The 19,188-nt window shown below is 59.8% G+C and carries 14 protein-coding genes; 13 read left to right on the top strand and 1 reads right to left on the bottom strand.

Annotated features, from left to right (window positions below; translation table 11 throughout):
• Positions 1-1,096: 1,096 nt before the first annotated feature.
• The 10 genes from WN73_RS14885 to WN73_RS14930 all read left to right on the top strand — a co-directional run bounded on the left by WN73_RS14885 (position 1,097) and on the right by WN73_RS14930 (position 13,127).
• The gene (locus WN73_RS14885; protein WP_271553488.1) at positions 1,097-2,818 is read left to right on the top strand and encodes a type VI secretion system-associated FHA domain protein; all 1,722 of its coding nucleotides are present in this window, start codon (positions 1,097-1,099) and stop codon (positions 2,816-2,818) included.
• Positions 2,818-3,327, top strand: coding sequence for a type VI secretion system lipoprotein TssJ (tssJ, locus tag WN73_RS14890; RefSeq protein WP_271553489.1), 510 nt, complete (start codon positions 2,818-2,820; stop codon positions 3,325-3,327). The genes WN73_RS14885 and tssJ overlap by 1 nt, the downstream gene beginning before the upstream one ends.
• A gap of 77 nt (positions 3,328-3,404) precedes the next feature.
• The gene (gene tssK / locus WN73_RS14895) at positions 3,405-4,745 is read left to right on the top strand and encodes a type VI secretion system baseplate subunit TssK (RefSeq protein WP_271553491.1); all 1,341 of its coding nucleotides are present in this window, start codon (positions 3,405-3,407) and stop codon (positions 4,743-4,745) included.
• Positions 4,742-5,638, top strand: a complete 897-nt coding sequence (gene icmH, locus WN73_RS14900) for a type IVB secretion system protein IcmH/DotU (protein WP_271553492.1) — start codon at positions 4,742-4,744, stop codon at positions 5,636-5,638. The genes tssK and icmH overlap by 4 nt, the downstream gene beginning before the upstream one ends.
• Before the next feature lie 13 nt (positions 5,639-5,651).
• Complete coding sequence (gene tssM / locus WN73_RS14905; RefSeq protein WP_271553493.1) at positions 5,652-9,212, top strand: type VI secretion system membrane subunit TssM; 3,561 nt, start codon at positions 5,652-5,654, stop codon at positions 9,210-9,212.
• 309 nt (positions 9,213-9,521) lie between these two features.
• Positions 9,522-10,367, top strand: coding sequence for a serine/threonine-protein kinase (locus WN73_RS14910; RefSeq protein ID WP_271553494.1), 846 nt, complete (start codon positions 9,522-9,524; stop codon positions 10,365-10,367).
• Between the two features lie 77 nt (positions 10,368-10,444).
• Positions 10,445-10,852, top strand: a complete 408-nt coding sequence (gene tnpA, locus WN73_RS14915; protein ID WP_271553495.1) for an IS66-like element accessory protein TnpA — start codon at positions 10,445-10,447, stop codon at positions 10,850-10,852.
• 23 nt (positions 10,853-10,875) lie between these two features.
• Positions 10,876-11,196 (top strand): IS66 family insertion sequence element accessory protein TnpB, encoded by a 321-nt coding sequence (gene tnpB / locus WN73_RS14920; protein ID WP_442868767.1) that lies wholly within the window; start codon positions 10,876-10,878, stop codon positions 11,194-11,196.
• Between the two features lie 45 nt (positions 11,197-11,241).
• A complete protein-coding gene (tnpC, locus tag WN73_RS14925; protein WP_442870095.1) occupies positions 11,242-12,891 on the top strand; it encodes an IS66 family transposase in 1,650 nt (549 codons plus the stop codon).
• A gap of 2 nt (positions 12,892-12,893) precedes the next feature.
• Positions 12,894-13,127, top strand: a complete 234-nt coding sequence (locus WN73_RS14930; protein WP_271553496.1) for a hypothetical protein — start codon at positions 12,894-12,896, stop codon at positions 13,125-13,127.
• 64 nt (positions 13,128-13,191) lie between these two features.
• On the opposite strand, the gene WN73_RS14935 is transcribed toward WN73_RS14930, so the two are convergent.
• The gene (locus tag WN73_RS14935; RefSeq protein ID WP_271553498.1) at positions 13,192-14,562 is read right to left on the bottom strand and encodes a hypothetical protein; all 1,371 of its coding nucleotides are present in this window, start codon (positions 14,560-14,562) and stop codon (positions 13,192-13,194) included.
• 1,616 nt (positions 14,563-16,178) lie between these two features.
• On the opposite strand from WN73_RS14935, the gene WN73_RS14940 reads away from it, so the two are divergent.
• The 3 genes from WN73_RS14940 to WN73_RS14950 all read left to right on the top strand — a co-directional run bounded on the left by WN73_RS14940 (position 16,179) and on the right by WN73_RS14950 (position 18,739).
• Entirely contained in the window at positions 16,179-17,678 is a 1,500-nt protein-coding gene (locus WN73_RS14940) for a type VI secretion system Vgr family protein (protein ID WP_271553499.1), read from the top strand.
• Positions 17,675-18,034: a hypothetical protein gene (locus WN73_RS14945; protein WP_271553500.1), complete on the top strand. Its 360-nt coding sequence runs from the start codon at positions 17,675-17,677 to the stop codon at positions 18,032-18,034. Before WN73_RS14940 ends, WN73_RS14945 begins: the two co-directional genes overlap by 4 nt.
• A 192-nt stretch (positions 18,035-18,226) precedes the next feature.
• A complete protein-coding gene (locus WN73_RS14950; protein WP_271553502.1) occupies positions 18,227-18,739 on the top strand; it encodes an Hcp family type VI secretion system effector in 513 nt (170 codons plus the stop codon).
• The last annotated feature ends 449 nt before the right edge of the window (positions 18,740-19,188 follow it).

The following is a 19,188-nucleotide window of genomic DNA, read 5'->3' on the forward strand; positions in this document are numbered from 1 at the left end:
TGTCCCTCGAGCAGCGCCACGGCCTCGGCCGCCACGCGATGGATGTCCATGCCAATGATGCGCATCTCTCCCTCCATGGTTGTCAGTGCGAAAGGGAGCCGCGGGCAACACGACAATTACGGATCCGCGCTCGCGGCGCATCCGGGCTAGTCGCAGGGGCGGCCAGATAACGACCTCGAACTCGCAGTTCATGTCAGGGGGGGGGGGGGGGGGGGGGGGGGGGGGGGGGGGGGGGGGGGGGGGGGGGGGGGGGGGGGGGGGGGGGGGGGGGGGGGGGGGGGGGGGGGGGGGGGGGGGGGGGGGGGGGGGGGGGGGGGGGGGGGGGGGGGGGGGGGGGGGGGGGGGGGGGGGGGGGGGGGGGGGGGGGGGGGGGGGGGGGGGGGGGGGGGGGGGGGGGGGGGGGGGGGGGGGGGGGGGGAGATCGTCGATATTGAACTCCAATACGCGAGGTCAGGGCAGAATTCGCGTTCACAATAACTTGCAGAGGACAACGGACTTCGGGCAGCTCGTTTCAAGACGCAAGCAATGGGTTCATCGAACACTGCTTGCCTGCCGCAAGGGGCGACGCATCTCCGGGGTTCCAAGTCAACACCATATTGGCTCGACAAGTTGCCGCTGTCGGTTCGGTCAAGGATAGCGGAGATGACATTGGGCCGCCAAAAGTTGCCTGAGGGGTCACCTTGTCCGGTGTCTGACCGCTGGAGGAGCCTCTGTCAGTTTGAGAACAGCGATTCATCGCCGAACCAAAGAGTCTTATGTCCAATCAGTGGCTTAGCTTGGAGTTGCCATTGGCACGGCCGTTGCTACTGAAATCTGGCAACATTAATTGGCCGAGAGCACGTAGATGCATAATACTACCGCGCTTCTTTGCTTGCGCCGGCATGCGCTTATTTCTGAGATAGAAAGAGGCGCGCGGCCGCCGATGCAACCGAGCGCGCGAAGAGACGTTCCTTTTCGCCTTTCGCAACCGGCGCATGAGACAATCGATCGGCCCAGCAACAAGGCTACCCAGTTGAAAGCAATGCGGCCGCCACGGCAAGTCGGATGGGGCGCTCCGATGACCACGTGTGCCGGCGAGCAAGCCTGAAGGTGCGAGATGCATCTCACACTCGGAGTCCTCGGGGAGAACGCCGAGCCCTTGGGCCGCAACGCAACGCAGGCGTTTGGACCGGAAGGGGGCTCCATCGGTCGCGCGCGGGGTTGCTACTGGCGGCTTCTAGATCCAACCAACACCCTGTCAGGACACCACGCGCTGATCGCATTCAATGGCATCGGTTTCACGATCACCGATACAAGCACCAATGGCGTCTACATCAACACGGTAGACGCACCGCTGGGACGCGGCAATACCGCGCCGCTAGCTGATGGCGATACGCTATACTTGGCGAATTACATCCTCTCGGTAATGATCGAGGACGATCCTGTCGAAGAACGTCAACGGCTAGGCTTGACGGGGTCGAAAGCGGTGTGTGTGGGCCGGACAACGCCGACGTTGCGGTCTCCTGCACTCATCCAAAAGTCCGCAACTGCAGCCGTTCCGACTGCCGGGCGGTCGGCTAGCGATGCGCATGTTCCGCTCGAACCCTCAAGAGTGACCGGCACACGCCAGATCTTCTATTCAGCGGCACAATTCGAGCCGCAGCCACCTGATCCGCCAACCTCGCCTGGAAACCAGCCGCTCAGCAGCGACATCGCGGCTGTGGATCCGACACTGGCTGATCTTCATCGGCAACCATCGAGCGCTGTCACGACTCAGAGGCAATCCTCGCACGCGCAACCGGGATATGTCGGATCAACACTGTTGTCATCGGCCGACACGCAATTTGTCAAATCATCGCAACCGCTTCCCTCTGCCCCCTCCATTGACAGGAGTGTACCGCCGAATGGCCATCCTGCGCCAATCATCCCTGAGGATCTCGATCTTGGCGATCTATTGCCGGAGTCGGTCTCGTGCTGCACGCCGTTGGCGTCATCGCAACAAACAAAGGTGCGCATCAATGAGCCGAACGAGCTCCAGATCGCGCCTAGGCCGACCGCTTCTTCTCAGACGAATCACTTCGGGAAATTGCCGATTTCTGGTTCAAGGACGCCGCCGCCCGATCATCCGGAGATCGATCGGCGGCCACTGAGACTGAAGGAAACTGTTGCGCCGCGCGTGGTCGGCAGTCCTGAGACAAAAACCGCGACAAGAAGCGGTCCACCGCCGTTGCCTGCGCCCCCTCCATCGGACACAGACGAATTGCAGGCGTTCTGGGACGCGCTCGGTTTCAATCCGGATCTTGTGCCGCCAGCACAGCTTCGAGAGCGTTTTGCCGAACTCGGCCGCGCGGTCGCCGAGATGACGGACGGGCTGCATTCCATACTGGCGGCGTGGGCTATGCTCAAGAATGAGTGTGAAATCAGGCCGACGCAGACACTGGCCGGGAATGACAACGCGGTACAGTTCACCAACAGCAGTCACGTCCTCCGCGAGGCGCTCGGAAAGGATCGCGGATTCCGGTTTCTCTCCCGGTCAGTGCGCGCAGGCTTCGATGACATCAAAGCCCATGAGTTCGCGGCAATGGCGGCAATGAGAGGCGCGGTCAGCAATGTGCTCACGCACATGAGCCCCCAGCGTATCGAGAGCGACGCTGCAATCAGCGGTCTTTTCGGCGCTCGCGTCAATAAGGCCAAGTTGTGGGACAGATTTGTGGAACTGCACGCATCGATGGTCAATGACATTGATCAAACCGCTCGCTCCTACGTCGCAGAAGAGTTTGCTCGAAGCTACGAAACGCAACGCTCAGAATCCGGCCGCAATGAAGGGAAGACGGCCTAATGGCGCCGCGCAATACAGCCCATCGGTTGTCCGTGGTTGGCGGTGCGTTGCTGATGGCCGCTGCAGCCACCAATTGTTCGACCGACAAGTCGACCAAGTCGACGCCGATAAAGTTCGTGATCGAGGCCGATGAATTCGTCAATCCCAACGCGTACGGCAAGCCGTCGCCGGTTGTCGTCCGCATCTATGAACTGAAGTCGACGACCACCTTCACCCGAGCGCAGTTTTTCGAGCTGTTCGACGATGACACCAAACGACTTGGGCCGGAGCTGGTGGCCAAGCGCGAAGTCGAGCTGGCGCCTGGCGATAAGATGGACTTTGACCGCGATACGCCGATTGAGACCCGAAATATCGGCGTGATCGCGGGCTTCCGCGCGGGCAACGATTCCCAGTGGCGCTCAACTGCCGAAATCAACCCCGATCGCAACAATAGAATCTCGGTAAAATTGACTGCTGAAGCTGTCAGCATCGAGCACGAAGCCACTCGAAACTGGTGGAAACTCCTCTGACTGGTCCGTCGTGACCACCAGCAGCCCCCGGGGGCACATGCACTTTTTGAAAAGTTAGCGAAGAGGCGACTGAACTGGTGTCTGCGACAAGCAAACCGATCTGGTCCGAAGGCATGTTGGTGCGGCCGCAGCACTTTCAGCAATATGACCGCTGGGTCGAACAATTAGTCGAGAACCGCGTAGCTGGTCTGCTCGGCTACGGCTGGGGCATCCGACGAATTGCCTTTGATCGAAATCTTCTGGCGCTTGGCCAAGTCGCACTTACCGAACTTGAAGCCATTATGCCCGACGGCACGGCCCTTCATGCGCCGGAGCATGTCCGCCTTCCGACCGGACGAACCCCTCCACCGGCTGCGAAGAATCTGCTGGTTAAGATCGCGGTGGGTACGCGCCGGCAGGCCGGCAGCGACGTCTGTTCCGGGGATACACTAGCGCGCCGACACGATCAGGAGGTCTTGCAGATCCGGAATGCGACCTCGCCGGAAAAAGCTCCGGTCGATATCAAGGTTGCGTCGCTATCAACACAGCTCATCTTTGACGGCGAAGAACAGGGTGATCTGATCGCGCTGCCTATCTGTCGGATCCGTGATATCGATCCGGCTCGCGCGATTACGTTATCCGACACCTACGTTCCGCCTGCCATCGACATCCACGCAGCCAAGTCGCTGATCGCGCTGTTGAACGAGCTCAGATCGCTGCTGCGGACACGCGCCGATGCGCTTGCTGCGCGCGCGGATCCCTCGCGGATGACGGCGGACGGAGCCGGACTGATTGATCTTGTCACTTTATCGATCGTGAATGGCGCAGAAGCCGTGTTCGACCACTTCGCAGCAACGCGTTCGCATCATCCCGAAACGCTCTTCCGCGCGTTGCTGAGCCTTACCGGAAAGCTGTCGAGCTTCGTTGGCGATCGACGGAAGTCGCAAGAAGTGCCTTCCTATCGGCATGAGGACCTGGAAAGCTGCTTCACGCCGTTGGCTCATATTCTGCGCGGGCTGCTGGCTGTTGTGATCGAGAGCGCCGCAATATCGCTTCCGTTGCAGGACCGAGGCTATGGCATTTTAACCGGCCTGATCACCGACCGCACCTTGTTCCAGGACTCTCGGTTCGTTCTCATTGCCGTGGCAAGTGTTCCGGGCGAGACGTTGCGCACCCAGCTTCCGGCGCAGTTGAAGGTGGGCTCGGTCGAGCAGATTCGCGATCTCGTCAACCTTCAGCTCCCGGGTGTTCCGATTCAAGCGCTTGCCGTGGCGCCGCGTGAGTTGCCTTATATCCAGAATGCCGTCTATTTCGAGCTGGACCAGTCGGTGGAGCTGTGGCGAATCCTGCCGCGCTCGGCCGCCTTTGCGTTCCACGTTAGCGGTGACTACTCGGATCTCCATCTCGAGTTCTGGGCCATCCGTAGAGAACGTACGTGACCGGCCCGAAACACATGGATGAACCGACAGTCATCGGTCGCAGGCCGGTCGGTCCGACCCGTAACACTCCAGTCGGGCAATCCTCCGCGTGCCTTGCGCCGAAGATTGCCTTCCCGGCGGGCGCTCTGCCGTCGCGGGTATCTGAAACCAACGAGGTGTGGGCAGCCAACCATGCCGAGATGGTCATGCAAAGCCTGTTCGAGCCAAAGGCAATGGAGGACGCCCTCGTCGCGGCCGCGACGCCCATCCTTTTGGTTGTCGCGCAGCTTCGCGTCATCAACAGCGCCGATATCAGCGTGCTGCGACGTGAGATGGTGGAGCAAATCCACCGCTTCGAGCTGCGGGCGGCTAAAGATCAGGCGAGCGGCAGCGATGTCGAAGCCGCTCGTTACGTGATATGCGCGTTGCTGGACGAAGCGGTGATGACCACGCGCTGGGGCAGTGAGAGCGCTTGGAGTGACAAGAGCCTGCTCAACCATTTCCATAACGAGACGTGGGGTGGCGAGATGGTTTTCCAGATACTCGAACGCGTGCAGGCAAAGCCGGCCAAATACCTCGCCTTGCTCAAGCTCATCAACATCTGCTTGTTGCTGGGGTTTGAGGGCAAATATCGCGTGGTGGAAGGAGGCCGCGAGCGGCTTGAAGACCTGCGTTCCGACGTTCGGCGTCTGTTGCGGGATCACACGAGCGAACCAGTGGCCGCGCTATCGATCCGATGGCGCAGCGCCAAAGTACGTACACGCATGCGTCGCTACGTACCGTTATGGATCATCTTCACCGCTGCGGCCGTCATTGGGCTTGCCGGCTACGGTGTCTTTCATTGGCGCGTGTCGGAGGAACTCGCGCCCGTTCAGCAACTGCTCGTCATGGTCGGCCAGTCTAGACCACGCTAAGAGGGAGGTGCAGGTGTTTGGCGCTCGATTCGTGGCCCTCTTTTCGGCTCGAGGCATCATTACGTTCGTATCCTTGTTGCTGGTCGACACATTGATCTGGTTCGGCGGCTCCCACCTTCACGCGCTCGATCAGCTTCCGCTGGTTTCGATGCCAGTTCGCGCGGCCACAATCGGCTGCCTCTCCTTGACGGTCGTCGTCACCATCCTTGTCCGTTACTGGCTAGCGCGCCGCGCTAACCGACGTGTTATCAAGTCATTGATGACGAGCGAGGGGCTCGTCATGGCTTCAAAAAATCGTGGTGAGGAGGAGATCGACCTCATCCGTGGACGCTTCGAGGACGCGCTGAAGGTCCTGCGCGATACAGCGTTCGGCGGCAAGCGCGGACCGAGTTATCTGTTCGAGTTGCCCTGGTACATCATCATTGGACCATCAGGGGCCGGAAAGACAACGATCCTGCGCAACTCGGGGCTCGAGTTTCCGTTGGCCGAACGGCTTGGCGTCGATCCGGTGGCCGGTGTCGGCGGCACGCAAAACTGCGACTGGTGGTTTACTGAAGAGGCAGTGTTTATCGACACGGCGAGCCGTTATACGACGCACGATGCGGATGCCGAGGTGGATCGCGCGGCCTGGCATGGCTTTCTCGATCTTCTTACCGTCCATCGGCGCCGGCGACCGATCAACGGGATCGTGGTTGCGATCAGCCTGCGCGATCTCTTATCGGGCCAGGACAACCAGCGCAGGCTCGTCGAGTCGGTTCGTTCGCGGATACAGGAGCTCGCCAAGACGTTTAGTATGCGTATTCCGGTCTATGTTCTGATAACCAAATGCGATCTGATAGTTGGCTTCGCCGAGTATTTCGACGATCTCGACCATGATGGTCGTGCCCAGGTCTGGGGCAGGACCTTTCCTCTGGAGGGACCAGGCGATCACATCGAGGACGCCGTAACCCTCGAGATTCAGCAACTTGCCGAGCGGCTCGAGAGCAACTTGGCGTTCCGCTTGCATGACGAACGTGATCATGTCCGTCGTGTAATGATGTATATGTTCCCGAAAGAATTGTGGAGCATGCGGACCGCGGTCAGCGCCTTCGTTGGCCAGGTCTTCCGGCGGAGCCGATTCGAAGTGCAGCCGATGCTGCGTGGGGTCTACTTGACAAGCGCTGCCCAGGAAGGAGTGCCGATCGAGAGGATGAGCGGTGCGATCAGAAGGAATTTCGGTCTGCACGCAAGCCCGCCCACGCCGTCGATCGGGCCGGGAAAAACATTCTTCATCAAGAAGTTGCTGACCGATGTGATCTTCCCTGAGCAGGGGCTGGTCGGCCGTAATCTCAAACTCGAACGCAAGCTTGCGATCGTGCACTGTGGTGGCTACCTCGCGGCAGTCATACTGACGGTGGCCGCGCTGGCGCAGTGGTACGACGCATTGGCTCGTAGCGAAACACGCATCGCTGAGACCAAAATGGCCGCACAGACAATGCAAACGCGTCTGAACGAACCACGCGAGTCGCTGAATCTGACTGGGCTCCTGCCGACCCTCAACGCCGCGCGGCGGCTGCGTCTGGCCGCTGGCGAGAACACTTGGATTGAATGGCTCGGTGGCCTCGGCATTTCGGCGACCACGGTGCTCGCGCCGGCTGCGCAACGAGCTTATGATCAGATTTTGGTCGACCGCCTGCTGCCGGTGTTTGCCGGGAGGCTCGCCGGTCGGATTGATGCGATATTGCAGTCGGGCAACGATGCTCTGCTGGACCAGGCCAAGGAAATGTTCCGCATCTATTTGATGCTGGGCGATCCGAGGCATTTCGATCGCGGCAAAATCGAACAGGCTATGCACAGGGAAGTGGCGCTTACGTTTGCGCTCGAGTCGACATCAGCTGACGAACTGCAGGAGCATTTTTCACGTCTTATTGAGTTGCTGCCGAGACCCATCACGAGCGACCTGAAGTTCGTGATTGCGGTACGCTCGCGGCTGATGGAACGTCCGCTCATCGAGCAGGTCTACGCGCGGCTCTTGCGCGAAGCCGCTGGGAACGCGCAGCTCCGGCCAATCGACCTCGTTAGTCTGCTGGGAGCCGGCCAGCTGGAGATAAAGCCCCAGACTAATTTCCCCACAATTGGTCGGCAGGATCTCCCTTTGTCAGGCGGCACTGCGATCATTCCAGGCATCTTCACACGGGATGGTTTGATCGGTTTCCTGCTGCCGCAGCTTCCACGCATTGTCCAGGACGAGCAAAGCGGCGATTGGGTCCTTGCCGGCAGCTCGTTCGATGCGGCGGACACACAACAGCTCGTGCGCAAAGTCGTCGATCGCTATGTTGCCGATTACATTCATCTTTGGACAACCGCACTGAGTAGCGTCCGCGTTGTCAAATTCGACGATATGCGCCGGGCCTCGGTAATCCTGCGCGGGCTAGCCGGTCCGGAAAGCGCACTGCAGCAGATCATTTCCCTCGTACGCGACAATACCAACCTGCCGCCGCCCGGAGAGCAGATCACTGCCAAGCCGGGTGAGACAACGGCTGCCGTGTTCTCGGCTGCATTCGGCGACGCCCCCTGGCCGGGAACAGGGATCACGGAAGCCTTCCGGCCTCTGTTCCAACTGGGCGTAGGCGGAGCCTCGGGACAGACGCCCAGCATGGATCACATCCGCAATCTTTTCGGCGCCCTATATGCGACAATGGTCAACATCGCGACCGCGCCCGATCCCGGCCAGGCCGCATTTCAGCTTTTTCAGCGACGCGTCAGGGATTCTAGCAACGATGCCTTTGGTGCCTTACGCGCTGACTCAGCGCTACGACCCGAACTGGTCCGTACCATCATGAACGACATCGCGCTCTCGACATGGAGCGTCTTGCTTCAACAGGCACACGGTCATGTCAATTCCGTTTGGACACGGGAAGTGGCACCGATCTGCCAAGTTGGCGTCTATCAGCGTTATCCGTTGTTTGCGGCCGCGAGCGAGGACGTAACTTTAAAGGACTTCAGCGATCTCTTTCGCCCCGGCGGCATTCTCAATGAGTTTTTTCAGAAGTACCTGTCGCCATTCGTCATCGAGGGCAGAACCGGCCTTGCGCTGGCAACTCTCGACGGCGCGGCGGCGCCGATCCATGCCGATGCCCTGACTCAATTTCAACGCGTGAGGGAGATTCGCAGGTCCTTTTTCAACGGCTCGGGTTCCGCTCCGGCCGTGAAGTTCAGCATCAAGCCAGTTTATCTCGCCTCTAGACTTCTGCGCGCGACTTTTGTCATGGATGGCAAGGAGATCGTCTATCGTCACGAGGCGCCCCGTGCCTACGACCTTGAATGGCCGAGTCGTACCGAAGCAAGCACGGCCTCAGTTGCCCTTACTTCTCTGGACGGAACCGAGGAGAGGATTGAGCGCTTAGGCCCTTGGGCTCTGTTCCGTCTGATCGATGCCTCGCGACCCGCCTCGCGTGGCGCTTCCGATCGTTTCACGCTCACGATCGGACGGCCCGAGCGGCCCGACGTGACCTATGAATTGCGGGCGGAAAGTGTGAGCAATCCGTTCAGCTTGGGTGTCCTTCGTTCGTTCCGATGTCCGGATCAGCTATGATAGGAGCGCCGTGAGAGTTCTCAGCTTTGTAGGTAGGAGGCGGGCACATGCCGCTGGTGGCACCTTGGCACGGTCGGCCGCAATGCTGGTGCGGGCCCGCTGGGGCGATGAGTAAGCGACGCGACGCGCTTCACGTAGCCAGAATTAGACCGCAACGGCAACACTATGCATGAGCTCAAGGTATTATTGGGGATCGACGTTCCAACGGGCGGGGCCTTGCGCTTTTGCGCAACAGGCGACCGGCGACATCAGTGCGATCATCGAATGCCTGCTCGAGGCTGTGCTGTGAGGGAGCCCCCCCTGGGATACGTGCTCGGCGGCCGCTTCGAGCTGGCAGAGGTTATTAGCGAGGGCGGCACCAGCACCGTCTATCGTGCGGTCGATCGGATCGGCCTGTGGGCGCGTGCACAAAGTCCAGAAATCGCAGTGAAGGTCATCCAACCACATGCGAAGATGCGCCAGAAACTAGTACAGCTGTTGCACCGCGAGGCGCGTCTTTTGCGTGACTGCGTACACCGGAATTTGGCGCGGATCTACGATTCCGACTATGACGGCAAGTACCATTACCTGGTCATGGAGCTCTTGAAGGGCCGCTCGTTGGCGCAGGTCCTGGCCGATCGTCAGGGACGACCGCTGTCACCCTCCGTGTCCTTTCAGATCGTCCGCGCCGCTGGGCAGGGCCTCGTCCACATGCACAGTCTAGGGATCTTGCATGGTGACCTCAAACCGGGAAATATCTTCATGACCTCGACCGGCGAGATCAAAATTGTGGACTTTGGAACAGTCCTCTTGCTCGACCTTCCGCCGCAAGGCGAGAAGGCCACCGCTCTGACCGACGACATTGGACTATTGACACCGGCTTATGCGTCGCCGGAGATGTTGATGGGGGAGCCGCGGACAGAAAGCGATGATGTCTATTCTCTCGCAGTGGTCGCCTATCTGACCCTGACCGGCAACCACCCGTATGCGCAGCTGCCAGCCAACGAGGCACTTAACGCAAATCTCACACCGGCGCCGCCGCCGACTATTTCGCCAGCGCAATGGCGGGTGCTCGCTTCGGGCCTTGCCCTCAACCGCCGTGACCGGATCGACACAGTTGGTGAGTTCGTCCAGCGTCTTGCCCGCCCGCGCTGGTTCTATCGTTGGTGCAGTTAGCCGATGCCTCTGTTTCCGTAAGCCTCCGAGGGGAGACGCCTTGCGGCGGGCTGGCCTGATGGTTGAGAACTGTACGTATGGGCAGCCATACGATCAGTACGCTGAATCGACTTGAAGTGGTTGATACAGGCCGGCGGCGCCGCTGGTCTGAGGAGGAGAAGGCGCGGATTGTTTTGGAAAGCCTATCCGAGCCGCGCCTGGTTGCGGCGACAGCGCGGCGATACGGCTTATCACGTTCTCTGCTGGTGACCTGGCGAAGAGCCTTCGCAGCGAACCGAACCAAATCCGAGGCTGGGTTTGTCAGGGCAGTTATGTCAGAGGGCGGGCCCGTGGCGTCGGTGGCGGCCTCATCGGAGAGCGCGCCCGCAGATTCGACGGAGCGTCGGATCGAGATCGAGCTGGCTGGCGGACGGCGCGTCATTGTTGATGCGGGCGTCGACGTTGAGGCGCTTCGCCGGATCATCGAGATTTTGGATCCGCGATGATTCCGGTTCCTACGGGAGTTCGGGTGTGGCTGGCGACGGGCCACACCGACATGCGCAAAGGCTTCGCCTCATTGTCGTTGCAGGTGCAAGAAGTGCTGCGCCGTGATCCGCTGAGTGGTCATTTGTTCTGCTTCCGCGGACGCAGGGGCGATCTATTGAAAGTGATCTGGCATGACGGCCAGGGAGCATGCCTGTTTACGAAGAAACTCGAGAGAGGTCGTTTTGTCTGGCCGTCGCTGGCGGACGGCGTGGTGTCGATCTCGCAGGCGCAGATGAGCTATCTGCTGTCCGGCATCGACTGGCGCAATCCCCAAGAGTCCTGGCGTCCGACCAGCGTAGGCTGAGACTTTGTCATTTGAGTTCGGCCGCGAATGTGATTCCATCTGGCCATGGAATCCAGCGCCGACCTGCCGCCCGATCTTGCCGCCGCGCATGCAATGATTTTGGCCGAACGCACGGCCAGGCTTGCGGCGGAAGCCAGGCTTGCTGAAGCGGCCAATGCCCAGGCGAAGCAATCGAGCACCGAAGCGCTGATTGCCCATCTCAAGCTCGAGATCGAGAAGCTACGACGCACGATATATGGCACTCGCTCGGAGCGGTCGGCACGGCTGCTCGATCAGCTGGAGCTTGAGCTTGAGGAACTCGAGGCGGACGCGACCGAGGATGAGCTGGCTGCCGAGAAGACGGCCGGGAAGACGCAGACGGTGCGTTCGTTTGAGCGCAAGCGGCCGGTGCGTCAACCCTTCCCCGACGACATCGTGCGAGAACGCGTGGTCCTGCCGGCTCCGACGCAATGCCCCTGCTGCGGGTCGGCGCGGCTGTCGAAGCTCGGCGAAAGCGTGACCTCGACGCTGGAGGAGATCCCACGCCGGTTCAAGGTCATCGACACGGTGCGGGAGAAGTTCAGCTGCCGGGACTGCGAGGCGATCACGCAGCCGCCAGCGCCCTTCCATGCCACGCCGCGGGGCTATATCGGACCCCAGCTTCTGGCGACGATCCTGTACGACAAATTTGGTCAGCATCAGCCGCTGAACCGACAGAGCCAGCGCTTCAAATGCGAGGGGATCGACCTGTCGGTCTCGACGCTGGCGGATCAGGTTGGCGCCGGAGCGTTCGCGGTCAGGCCCATCTTTGAACTGATCGAAGCCCATGTGCTCTCCGCCGATAGGCTCCATGGCGACGACACCAAGATCCCGATCCTGGCGAAGGGAAAGACGGATACCGGGCGGATTTGGACCTATGTCCGCGACGATCGGCCATTTGGCGGGCAAGGTCCGCCGGCGGCGCTGTTTTACGCCTCGCGCGATCGGCGCGGCGAACATCCGGCGCGGCATCTTCAGGACTTCGCCGGCATCCTTCAAGCCGACGCCTATAGCGGGTTCAACGCGCTCTTCGATCCCGGGCGCAAGGCGGTGCCCGCCACGGCCGCCTTCTGCTGGGCGCACGGCCGCAGAGCATTCTTCGAACTGGCCGATATCGCCCAGAACGCTCGCCGCGGAAGATCGGCGACGGCGATCTCGCCCATTGCGCTGGAAGCGGTTCGTCGAATTGACCAGCTGTTCGAGATCGAGCGCGAGATCCATGGGTCGAGTGCTGCGGAGCGGCTACAGGTCCGCCAAGACAGAAGCGCGCCGCTGCTGAGCGATTTTGAGGCTTGGCTACGGGTGGAATCCGCCCGGCTCTCGCGTTCGTCCAACGTGATCAAGCCGATCAATTATCTGCTCAACCGATGGGAAGGCTTTGCTCGCTTTGTCCACGACGGAAGGATCTGCCTGACCAACAATGCGGCCGAGCGAGCGCTGCGCGGCTTTGCGCTGGGAAGAAAGGCATGGTTGTTCGCCGGTTCTGATCGCGGCGCGGAGCGGGCTGCCGTGATGGCCACGCTTATCATGACGGCGCGTCTCAACGACGTCGACCCAAAAGCCTGGCTTGCCGATGTCTTCGCACGCATCGCCGACATGCCGCAGAATCGCCTGCACGAGTTGTTGCCCTGGAACTGGACGCCTCCTGCGTCGAGGTCCTCCGCCCAGGCGGCGTAGCCATGCACGTCAACAAGGTTCACGCCGTCTTCACCATCGCTCGCGTCGCAAAAGACCTCGGCGAAGACGAGGACTGGCTCTGGGACGTGGCCAACGGAATGGACACAGAGGATGGCGTCATCTGGGTTTACGGCATAGGTGACGACCAGGTCATGGCGTTCACCGACTTCGGCATCGAAAACCTGACGGAGCTCGTCAGGATGCACAAGGAAGACCCCGAACTCCTCAAGCGGTGAATCGGTGAGCCCCTGTCCGCGGCCTAGCTCGGATGGATACCTGTTTCCAGCTCAAAGGCTTTCTTTAGGGAAGTCGGAGGCGATGGACGACAAGGATGCGGCCATCTGGTCCCGATTCGGCTGTGTATCGCTCGCGGTGGATGTAGAACTGTGTCATTGGGACCTGGCGGGTCGGCAGAAGTCCGAACTCTCCGAGTACGCTGATCAGTAAGCCGTCGGCCACGCGCGGACCGTGGATCCAGTCACGGCCGACACTCTCTCCGATATCGGGCAATGGCCCGATTTGGTCTCGAGGGTGGGGTTGCGGCCCGAATTCCCTGTATCCAGGTGTGAGAATATAGTTTTCGCCTTGCGGATTATTTGGAGTTACGGGCGCCCGACCTGGCCACAATAGCGCAGCATAGCGCATACCATTGATAAGCACACTTTGTGGCCGCAACCACGCCGGAAGGAGGCCGCTTTCTCGCAATTCGGCGATCAGCGAATCCGGGGCAACGCCACCCCTCCAACCCGGGAGGACATACGGTCCGAAGTCACGCTGTGCCGGGTTATCCTGTGTGCCGGCTACAAGGATCGGTCCATCCGACGGCATTGTAGGCACGGCCGGTAGTGACGACGGCCCGCCAACTTCGAAGCGCCGGAACGTCGCCTCCATTGTGGGCGCCTGGTTCTGGGATTGGACTTGCCGGTGGAAATCCCGAAGCATATCTCGCAAATTCAGCAAACGGTTACGAAAACCGGCAATGGTGGGTGCCTTGCTCCCTATGTAGGCGCGTACATAGGCTTGTATGTCCGTATCCAACGACGGCAGCGCAATGCGGGGAGCCATCGGGGGTCTGTTGGTCTCGCGGATCCAGCTGAGGAAATCCATCATATCGTCTGCGGCATGATTGGCGCTGCGGGAGCGGCTGTTCGGGAGTTTCTCGGTAAGCCAATTCCAAAAGTCCTCATAGAGCAGCAAATCCACATCATAAGGGCCGGGTCCCAGACTGGAGCTGCTGCTGTCGGTCGTATGGGTCGCACGGCTGCTACTGCTGCTCGGTGACGATGGCCTGGCTTCCTCAAAGGCCTGAAACATCAAGTTCCTTTCACGAGCCCAGTTCTCAAATTGCAGGTCCCGAAGCATATCTCGCAAGTTCAGCAGGCGGTCACGAAACCCAACCATCAGAGATACATCGGGCCCTATATGGTCAGCTGCATAGGCTTGCGCGTCGGCGTCCAACGACGACTGCGCAATCCTGTCGGCGATTGGGGGTCTGTTGGTCTCGCGGATCCACGCAAGGAAGTCGTATATGTCACCTGCGGCCAGGGCGGCACCATGGGAGCGGCGCCGCGGAAGCTTCGCAGCCAGCCAGTTCCAGAAGTCGTCATAGAGTTGCGTATCCACCCAATAGGGGCGCGGCCACTGATTAGAGTCGGTGCTGCTGTCACTCACGCGAACCTCCGGCAAAAAGCGCAATTGCAGCGTTGAGGCATGCTCGCTCGATCAAAGCGCGATGTTACGTGGATTCGGTTGCGCCCGAGCCTTAAAATTGAAAAGCGGCGCGATTTGCAGTCGCTCCTTCGCGATCACTCTTCCCGCAGCCTATACTTGCTCGTTAGGTAGCTCGATATATTGCCGCGAGGACCACGAGAACTCTGACGAACACAATCATGTGGGCTTCTTGATACTCTGGCGTTCGCTCATAGAAGGCAACTTCATGGGAACAACAGCGAGACGGTCAGCTGCAGTCTATCATGAGAGACGAGAAGCTCACGCGGGCGGCTCATCTGCCGCCCACGCTCCGCCGCTTGGATCCCTTTCCTTTGTCCGGCCCGGACCAAACTCCGTGGTCGTCCTATCGCGTTGTAATGTCCCGGTCCTCGATAGCTCCAGAGTAATCGCGGACCTGCAACCAAAGTGGTTCGAAGATAGGAGCCACAATCCTCGGCCGCGCCTGAACTGACCATAGCTCCCCTGTTACGAGCGTAAGGCGCGTCTTGCCTTTTGAGATGCTTAGGCCAGGCGAAGATATCCCCTCGAGCGCGATGCCGGGAACTGAAGCAGACCAGCCTGCAGCGTCTGTTCGGTTACAATATTATCGACAGGTCCTTCTGTCGGACAACCCTAAGACCCCAAGTGCGATTTCTAATCTGGTAGCTCAGCACCCGATAAAGCCTTATCTTCCAGCGCCGTACGTCGTCTGCCGATCAACTCGGGCCGTCCATCTGGAGGTGGGCCATTTGAAAGTATCGATCCTTCTCAGTCGACAAATCATGTGATGCGGAAAAATGACTTCAGGGTTTGGGCCAGCTTGATTTTGTGAGGTATCTGACAAACGCGCCGCCTCTGTCAGCTTGAGAACACTAATTGGCAAACCGCTTTTCAAACTTGATCAGCAGCGCTGCCATTGGCACAACTGTTGCTCCTGAGATGCAGAAACACCGATGCGCAGAGTAACGAACCGCTGGGAATGACGTTCGCTTTCCCTTAAACCCGCGCGCATCGTTTCGAGAAGGAAACCCGACATATCCTCGCCATGCCTGAGACCACACGCAACAGGTGCATGGGCAGTTCGATTGGGCTCACGACAATGGCGCGACAGAGGTGGCCAACGCTAGTGCCGGAGCCAATTCGAAATGCACCATCCGGCTGTCGGCCTCTTGTGAGGGCAAGGCTCACCGCAAGTCCGTCTTGCGCCGGGGGCATCGGAGAGGCGATGAACTCATCACAATCAAGGGCGCCAGATCAACGGTTGGCACGTGCACCATGCGGCGCCAGCCGATCGCGATACCCTATTCATGGCGACGAGAAACTACATCGGGCTGGCTGGCCCCTACCATTTCGCCAGCGGTGCGGCGGGATCGCTTCAGGCATCGACGCGACTGCCTCGAGCCTATCGGCAAGTTCGCCTTGCGCCTCGATCAACCCGAGTTTGCCTATGCTGTCGGCACTTGCTGCCGTCCTAAAACGGGTCGGGAACGCGAGATTCGTTGCACTAGGTGTTTGCCCATTGCTCGGCGGCAATGTGACAAGCGTTGTTAGCTCTGCCGCAGCTGTTTGGTGCGCCGATGACCAATGAATCCAATCTCAGCATTGAATTAGACATTCACAGCAAGCGCAGCATTGAGCTCAACGTCCAAGGGTTCGAGGGCACAGAGTGTATTTCCTTGCCGTTTAGCTACGTGATTTACGCTACGACGTCGAGCGATGTCGATACCAGCTCTTTGATAGGCGAGCGGGCCGCGCTGTCTGTCAGAACTGCATGTGGGCGATGGCTTGCCTCGGGCCTATGCGCCCAAATCGAGGAACTCGACCCTACGGCGACCGACCTGCGGGTGCTCCAGTTTGTCCTGCGACCGCGCTTTGCGGTCGCCGAACTCTCGGTTGCGAGCCGCATTTATGGACCTGATCAACCGGTGGGTGTCGACGATATCATCAAATTGCAGTTGGCCAAAGTGAGCATCCCAATTCCCAGCGAATACAACCTTGATCGCTATCCGAAGCGAAAGTTCATTGTGCAATACAACGAAAGTGATCTGACGTTCATCTCGCGCCTTTGCGAACGGAATGGAATTTTTTACTTCTTCAAGCAAGAAGACGACGGTGAAACCCTCGTTTTTGGCGACAAGAATCTGGCCTTTCCCAACGTCAAGTTCGGCGATAAGTCGAGGATTCTTTACGCGCGCCCGCACGAGCGGCAGGCACCGCGAAGCGTCGACGAAAGCGCCGTTCGCTCGTTCCGGCAGCGCCGGGTTCTTTCGACAAAGAGGGTCGCGCTCCGGGATTACAATGAATCGGTGCCTTCCGTCGCCTCAGTCGATCAGCAGGTCGGGGAAGGCAGCGGTTTCGTGGGTATCGCCTCGCGCTTCGGGGGGCATTTTGCGGACGAAGCCGAAGCGACCGCGCTGGCCCGCATTCGGGCGGAACAGATCTGCGCCGGCCAGACAATGTACATCGCTCACACCGACGCGCCGGAGCTACGAGCTGGCGTCATCTTCGAACTCGAAGGCCATCCTCGCTTCGATGGCAAGTATCTCGTTATCGCAGCGGATCACTCGGCCTATTGCCCGGCCCCGACTGGATTTCATGCATCCACGCAAAATGGGCGAGCCTACCAGAATATGCTCCATTGCATCCGCTCGGACGTACCTTTTCGACCGGTTGCGATGACGCCCGTGCCCCTGGGCGTCGGCCTTCACAGCGCGACGGTCGATGGAGAAGCCTGGAATGGGCGGGCCGAGATTGACGACCAGGGGCGCTACAGGCTGCAGTTTAAATTCGCCGAGGAAATGGCAAAAGGCGCTGGCAGCGACTACGTGCGCAAGCTCGAACCTTATGTAGGTCCGAATCAAACGGGCTTGCATTGCCCGTTGGTGCCAGGAACGGAAGTTCTGGTCGGCTATTTGAATGGAGACATCGACCGGCCAGTTGTAGTCGGTGCGATACACAATCCAGATATGAAGGGAGGAGTGACTTCAGGCACGCACTTGTTCAATCGCCTCAAATCGCAATCTGGTGCCTCAATCGAAATCTTCGACGGACCTGCGACGCCTTCTGGCGCGCTATGACCGCCTGGCGTCCAGCAACTCATGAGATCGATCCGCTATTGGAAGCGGTCACCAATACGGCACGCGCAACCATCTTGCCGGCAGCGTCGATCAACATACGGCCGCCATCGGCCGATGGCATTCGGTCGCAACAGCTTCGTGATGGGCGAGAATTGCGCCTCAAATTGTCTACGCACTGTCTCGGGCAGGAACAACGCGGACCTCGCGCGGTGCTCGTCTACGCCCTGAAGGGCAGTGTCGTGGTGGATAACAGCACGGGTTACGGTGTGACCGGGCGGGCCGTCCTCGACGTTACCACGCGTGCATTCCTCGATGTCTCGTGTCAATTGAAGCAGGTCGGCCCGGTTACGCCCTGACAGCCCAATGTCACAATCGCGACGATGTCGTCGCTCGATGGTGCCAGTGTCTGGACGACCGCGCAGCGCTGTGCTGTCAGATCGGGAAGGCTCGCGATAGTTGGTAGCGGATGGCCACCGCTCTTGGCATGGATTTTGCGATATCCATCGCGCCGGTGCGTGCCGGCGTGCGTCAAAAAACAGGAGAGGAAAGTGTCTCTCGAAGCCTACTTGAAAATAAAGGGAAAGAAGCAGGGTGATATCTCCAAGGATGCCTCCAAGCCGGAGAGCATCGGGCAGGTCGCCAAGGGTGACTCGGGTAAGCAAGCGAAGATCACCGTGGTCGCCTTCACCAGCGGCATCATCGTTCCACGAGACGCGACGAGCGGTGTCGCCACGGGCGCTCGCAACCACCAGCCCGTGATCTTCACTAAGTTCTTCGATCGTGCCTCGCCGTTGCTTTGGCAGGCGCTGGCAACGAACGAGGTGCTCGAAGATGTGGTTTGCGAATTCTATCGCACCGACCCCGGGGGCATGCCGCAGCCGCAGAACTTCTTTAAAATAAGCTGGAAGAATGCGACGTTAGTCGAAGGCAAGGCTTATGTCCCGCTGACGATCGATCCGCAGAACAACTTCTTTCAAAACATGGAAGACTGGTCATTCACCTACAAGGAAGTGAAATGGGAGCACGTTCCCGGCAGCACCAGCGGCGAGGATAAATGGTAGCCCCCGTCAGTTTTGCAAAGCCAAGGACGATGACCTGGTCCGAGGTGCCGAGCGGGCAATCGTGGATATATTACGCACATCGACGCGTCCGCTGGCCTTCGAAGTAGTCATGCTTGAGGATCTCGCGGTGCATCAAGTCGGTCGTGTTCGGACCGAGATGTCGCGCGCGCCAAGAGGGGCCGCAATCGAGCTGTTGATCCTGCATCATGGCCGTGATTGGCGAGCATCAGATGTGAATTGGGAATAACCAGTCCCAAACGATGGTCGCCACTCAGCCGGCGGTTATTCGTAGACTGCCTACAGCTTAGCTCGATGACAGCGTTCGACGAAATGGGCAATTCCCTTGCTGCTCTACGTTCCCGCATTTGGCGGATCGTTGGCGGACAGGCTGGGGCAAGCGTCCTCAGTGCGCCTCACCCAGCGGACCATTCACTTGCTGCGCTTCGCTC

It is taken from the genome of Bradyrhizobium sp. CCBAU 45394 (genome assembly GCF_028128655.1).
GTDB lineage: Bacteria > Pseudomonadota > Alphaproteobacteria > Rhizobiales > Xanthobacteraceae > Bradyrhizobium > Bradyrhizobium diazoefficiens.

What these genes read in the sequence shown, in the direction of transcription:
- tnpC (WP_442870095.1), top strand. Translation starts at nt 11,242, where the DNA reads ATGGAATCCAGCGCCGACCTGCCGCCCGATCTTGCCGCCGCGCATGCA.
- WN73_RS14945 (WP_271553500.1), top strand. Translation starts at nt 17,675, where the DNA reads ATGACCGCCTGGCGTCCAGCAACTCATGAGATCGATCCGCTATTGGAA.
- WN73_RS14885 (WP_271553488.1), top strand. Translation starts at nt 1,097, where the DNA reads ATGCATCTCACACTCGGAGTCCTCGGGGAGAACGCCGAGCCCTTGGGC.
- WN73_RS14940 (WP_271553499.1), top strand. Translation starts at nt 16,179, where the DNA reads ATGACCAATGAATCCAATCTCAGCATTGAATTAGACATTCACAGCAAG.
- tnpA (WP_271553495.1), top strand. Translation starts at nt 10,445, where the DNA reads ATGGGCAGCCATACGATCAGTACGCTGAATCGACTTGAAGTGGTTGAT.
- tssJ (WP_271553489.1), top strand. Translation starts at nt 2,818, where the DNA reads ATGGCGCCGCGCAATACAGCCCATCGGTTGTCCGTGGTTGGCGGTGCG.
- WN73_RS14930 (WP_271553496.1), top strand. Translation starts at nt 12,894, where the DNA reads ATGCACGTCAACAAGGTTCACGCCGTCTTCACCATCGCTCGCGTCGCA.